This is a genomic window from Streptomyces sp. FH025, assembly GCF_017427025.1.
In the GTDB taxonomy this organism is placed as follows: domain Bacteria; phylum Actinomycetota; class Actinomycetes; order Streptomycetales; family Streptomycetaceae; genus Kitasatospora.
The window spans coordinates 1-4,712 of record NZ_JAFLNG010000610.1; the positions used below are offsets into that span (position 1 = coordinate 1).

The 4,712-nt window shown below is 73.0% G+C and carries 5 protein-coding genes; 3 read left to right on the top strand and 2 right to left on the bottom strand.

The window, feature by feature from the left end; translation table 11 throughout:
• The first annotated feature begins 127 nt into the window (after positions 1-127).
• From J0670_RS30480 to J0670_RS30490, 3 genes are all read left to right on the top strand, one after another.
• Positions 128-1,555 carry a histidine kinase gene (locus J0670_RS30480; RefSeq protein ID WP_243437744.1) on the top strand — a complete coding sequence of 476 codons (1,428 nt, stop codon included), beginning with the start codon at positions 128-130 and terminating at the stop codon, positions 1,553-1,555.
• On the top strand, positions 1,519-2,172 hold the full coding sequence (locus J0670_RS30485; RefSeq protein WP_207814981.1) for a response regulator transcription factor: 654 nt from the start codon (positions 1,519-1,521) through the stop codon (positions 2,170-2,172). Before J0670_RS30480 ends, J0670_RS30485 begins: the two co-directional genes overlap by 37 nt.
• A gap of 144 nt (positions 2,173-2,316) precedes the next feature.
• On the top strand, positions 2,317-2,730 hold the full coding sequence (locus J0670_RS30490; protein WP_207814982.1) for a metalloregulator ArsR/SmtB family transcription factor: 414 nt from the start codon (positions 2,317-2,319) through the stop codon (positions 2,728-2,730).
• 38 nt (positions 2,731-2,768) lie between these two features.
• Here J0670_RS30490 and J0670_RS30495 read toward each other — a convergent pair whose 3' ends face one another.
• Both J0670_RS30495 and J0670_RS30500 read right to left on the bottom strand, forming a co-directional pair.
• Complete coding sequence (locus J0670_RS30495; protein ID WP_307806765.1) at positions 2,769-3,332, bottom strand: nucleoside deaminase; 564 nt, start codon at positions 3,330-3,332, stop codon at positions 2,769-2,771.
• An 89-nt stretch (positions 3,333-3,421) separates the two neighbouring features.
• A partial coding sequence (locus J0670_RS30500; RefSeq protein WP_207814985.1) for a nitrate/sulfonate/bicarbonate ABC transporter ATP-binding protein occupies positions 3,422-4,712 on the bottom strand: 1,291 nt, incomplete at its 5' end.

Below are 4,712 nucleotides of genomic sequence, written 5' to 3' on the forward strand. Positions count from 1 at the left end.
TCCGGACCCGGAGGTGGTGCCGGCCGCTCAGGCGCCGCCCTCCGAACGGTCAACGGCCCACTGAACAGCGCCAGTTGACCTGGTGTGGCCTGCCCCGTTCCGCCGGCGGGGCGGGCCGACTGCCATCATGTACGGCCCGCAGGCGCGCGACCCGTACATGCACGACCTGTACATGCACGACCTGTACATGCACGGCCTGTGCGTGCATGACCCGTACCGATGCCCGACCGGAGGCCCCGTGAGCAGCCCGCAGTTCCCCGGCGTCCGAGTGCTGCGCCCGGCCGCCCAGGCGCTCGGGCGCCTCGCCGTCCTGACCCTGCTGATGCCGGTCGGAGTGGCGCTGGGCGTGATCGTGCTGCTCGCCGTCGTGCTCTGGTGCGGCCTCGGACTGTTCCCGCTCGCCCTGCTGGCCGTCCGGCTGGTCCGGTCCGCGGCCGAGGCCGCCAGGCGGAGGGCCGGGCACTGGTCGCAGGTGCCCGTACCGTCGCCCTACCGGCCGCGCCCCGAACTGGAGCGCACCCTGCACGGCTGGTTCTGGACCGGCCACGACTACCACAAGAACCGCCGGTTCGCCGGCATGGCCCGCACCATCCGCTGGTTCTGGAACGACCCGGCCACCTGGCGCGACACCCTGTGGGCCGTCACCGACCCGCTGGTCGGCGCAGGCGTCGCCGCCGCGCCCCTGCTGCTGACCGGCTACGGCCTGTACGGGCTCGCGCAGCCCCTGCTGCCGACGCCCGGCCCCGGCTACGACCTGCTCCCGCTGGACGGCGCCCTCGGCCCACTGCCCGGCCTGGCCCTGATGGCGGGCGGCCTCGCCCTCGCCCGGCCCGCGCTGCGCCTGCACGGCCGGTGGACCCGCGTCCTGCTCGGCCCGACCGAGCGTGCCCGGCTGGCCCGGCGGGTCGAGCAGCTCACCGAGATCAGGCTGGACGCCACCGAGGCGCAGGCCGCCGAACTGCGCCGGATCGAACGGGACCTGCACGACGGCGCCCAGGCCCGGCTGGTCGCGGTGAGCCTGCGGCTGGGCGCGGTCGCGGCGCTCATCGACCGCGACCCGGAGCAGGCCAAGCGGGTGGTGACGGACGCCCAGGAGAACGTCACCGTGGCCTTGCAGGAACTGCGCGACCTGGTGCGCGGCATCCACCCACCGGTGCTCGCCGAGCGCGGCCTCGCGGAGGGGGTGCGGGCGCTGGCGCTGGACGTCCCGTTGAAGGTCGACGTGCGGACCGAACTGCCCGGCCGGGCGGAGACGCCGGTGGAATCCGCGGTCTACTTCGCCGTCAGCGAGGCGCTCACCAACGCCGTGAAGCACGGCGAGGCCCGGCACGCGACGGTGGAACTCACCCACGCCGCCGGACTGTTGCGGGCCGAGGTGACCGACGACGGAGGCGGCGGTGCCGACCCCGGCCGGGGCAGCGGCCTGCGGGGCATCCAGCGCAGGCTGGCCGCGTTCGACGGTACGCTCACGCTGAGCAGCCCCCCGGGGGGTCCGACCAGGCTGATCATGGAGCTACCGTGCGTGTTGTCCTCGCCGAGGACCTCGTCCTGCTGAGGGACGGGCTGTCCCTGTTGCTGAGCGCCCACGGGCACGAGATCGTCGCCGCGGTGGAGAGCGGTCCCGAACTGGCCGCCGCGCTCGCCGAACACCGCCCCGACATCGCCGTGGTGGACGTCCGGCTGCCCCCGACCTACAGCGACGAGGGCCTCCAGGTGGCGCTCGCGGCCCGCCGGGAGCGGCCCGGGCTGCCCGTCCTGGTCCTCTCCCAGCACGTCGAGCAGCTCTATGCCCGGGAGTTGATCGCCGACGGGACCGGGGGCGTCGGCTACCTGCTCAAGGACCGCGTCTCCAAGGCGGACCAGTTCGTCGACGCCGTCCACACCGTCGCTGCTGGCGGCACCGTCATGGACCCGCAGGTCATCTCCCGCCTGCTCGCCCGCAACGCCTACGACCAGCCGCTCGCCCTGCTCACGCCGAGGGAACGCGACGTCCTCGCGATGATGGCCGAGGGGCGCTCCAACGCCGCGATCGCCGGGCGGCTGCACTTCAGCGAGGGCGCGGTCAGCAAGCACACGTCGAGCATCTTCGCCAAGCTCGGGCTGGGCGCCTCGGACGACGACAACCGCCGTGTCCTGGCGGTGCTGGCGTACCTGGACGGCACTCGTTCGTGACGGATAACAGATTTCAAAATCTGTTATCCGTTAGCTGTTATCTGTTATCTGTTCGCTGACATCTGACATCTGACATCTGTCGTCCGTCCTCTGTCCGCCGTCACCGCAGCCGGTTCGGCGGCCGCGCGTCGGTACGATCCCTGTATGGGTGGTGCGAAGGAAGAGGCCTGGGATACCGACGCGGCGGAACGGGCGGTCGCGGTGCTGAAGGCGGTGGCCGACCCGACGCGCTACCGGCTGCTCTGGGCGCTGAGCCGCCGCGAACTGCCGGTCAGCGAGCTGGCGGAGCTGCTGGGCGCCCATGTCGCGGCCACGTCGCAGCACCTGGCGAAGCTGCGGGCCGCCGGCCTGGTGGTGGCCCGCCGGGAGGGCACCCGGATCTTCTACCGCGCCACCGAGGTGCGCGGCCTGCTGGCCGAGGCCGCCCTCATCGCGAACGACCTGCCGGGCCGGAGCGGCGGTGACGGCGACGGCGGCGCGACGCCGGCCGCCGCGACCGCCGAGCAGCCCTTCGCCCGCGCCGTCCGTGCCGTCCGCCGCCGCCCCGCGACCGGCTAAACCGGCTGACCGGCTAAACCGGCTAACTGGCTGACCGGCTAGGACGATCCCCGCCCCTCGCGGAGGGCCTGGGCGTCGCGGAACATGGCATCGGTGACACCGGCCAGCACGCCGCCCAGGAGCAGCTGCGGGGAGTAGAAGGAGGAGGCGGCCTCGGCCACCTCCGTCGCCGAGAGGTCGATCTGGTCCAGGCCGGTGCGGCGCAGCCCCTCTATCGACGTCCCCCACACGACCCGCTCGATGCCGGCCCAGGCGCAGGCGCTGATGCACATCGGGCAGGGTTCCGCAGTGGTGTACAGGGTCGCCTCGCTCCAGCCGCGGTTGCCGTTGCGTCGGACGTAGTCGTCGATGGCGACGATCTCCCCGTGGTACACCGGGTCGTGGCCCGAGTCGTTGACGCCCCGCGCCACGACGTCGCCCCCGCTCACGATCACCGCCCCGAAGGGGTAGCGCGGCTTCTTGCGGCCCTCGGCGATCGCCTCCTCCATGAAGCGCGCGTGGCCGTGGGCGTCCTCGCGCTTCCGTGCCGCGTCGGGTGTCGCGTACGGGGCCAGGCCCGCGGCGCCGATGGATCCGAGGAAGCCGCGCCTGCCTAAACTCACGGTGGTCTCCGTCCGGTTGTGACGTTCCGTCGTGATGCTCCGTCATGACGTTCCGTCGCGTTGTTCGGGTACCGCAGCATTGTGAGGGATCACCGCCCCGGTTCGGGATCCTCCTGCCGGTATTCCTGCCGGTACTCCTTGCGGGCCGCGTCGTAGCCGAACAGGCCCGCGTAGCGGCCCCAGTCGGTGGCCGTCTCCAGCTGACGGTCGACCTGTTCGCTGGTGTAGTGGTGGGCGAGCAGGTCGCGGAAGAAGCCGGCGCGGACGGTGGCGCCGGGTTCGCCGCGGAGGCCGTTGGCGATCAGCCGGACCAGCGGGACCTCGACGGCCGCGCCCGCGAAGATGGCGCGGGAGTCCTGGACGTCGGCGCCGGCGAAGGCGGTGCCGTCCTCGGTGAGGAGCAGGTCGTCGCCGTGGATCTCGGCGAAGCCGAGCAGGTCGAGGGCGTCGAGCTGAGGGAGCATGTCGTCGATGTCGAGGCCGAGTTCGTCGGCGAGGCCGGCGAGGTCGCAGCGGCCGCCGCGGTGGGCGATCATCTCGGCGAGACCGGAGAGGCCGTCGACGCTGGCGGCTGGCAGGGGGGTGTTGGCGACGGTGCGGCGGTCGGGCCGGCCGGGGTCGGAGCGGCCGGGCGGGCGGGTTTCCTTGGGGCGACCGGTCATGATCCGGTAGACCCGGTCGACGAGTTCGTCGAAGGCGGCGGAGTCGCGGTCGCGCGGGCGTTCCAGGTCGACCTCGACGGTCTCGCGGATGGTGCCGTACGGGCGGGATCCGAGGACCACGATGCGGTCGGCCATCAGCACCGCCTCCTCGATGTTGTGGGTGACCAGGACGACGGCGCGGGTGGGGAACTGGCCGGACTCCCACAGCTCCATCAGCTCACCGCGCAGGTTCTCGGCGGTGAGCACGTCGAGCGCGGAGAACGGCTCGTCCATCATCAGCACGTCCGGTTCGACGACCAGCGCCCGGGCGAAGCCGACGCGTTGGCGCATCCCGCCGGAGAGCTCCTTGGGGTAGGCGGATTCGAAGCCGGCCAGGCCGATCAGGTCGATGGCCTGGTCGGCGGCCCGGGCCCGTTCGCGCGGCGGCACCCCGCGGGCCTCCAGGCCGAGTTCGACGTTCTGACGGACCGTCAGCCAGGGCAGCAGGGCGAAGGTCTGGAAGACCAGGGCGGTGCCGGGGTTGGCACCGGTGAGCGGGGTGCCGCGGTAGCGGACGGTGCCGGAGCTGGGCGGCAGCAGGCCGGCCAGGCAGCGCAGCAGGGTGGACTTGCCGGAGCCGGAGCGGCCGAGCAGGGCGACGATCTCGCCGGCCCGGACGGAGAGGTCGATCCCGGAGAGCACCGGCAGTTCGCCGTCGGCCCCGGCGTAGGCCTTGGTC

What these genes read in the sequence shown, in the direction of transcription:
- J0670_RS30480 (WP_243437744.1), top strand. Translation starts at nt 128, where the DNA reads ATGTACGGCCCGCAGGCGCGCGACCCGTACATGCACGACCTGTACATG.
- J0670_RS30490 (WP_207814982.1), top strand. Translation starts at nt 2,317, where the DNA reads ATGGGTGGTGCGAAGGAAGAGGCCTGGGATACCGACGCGGCGGAACGG.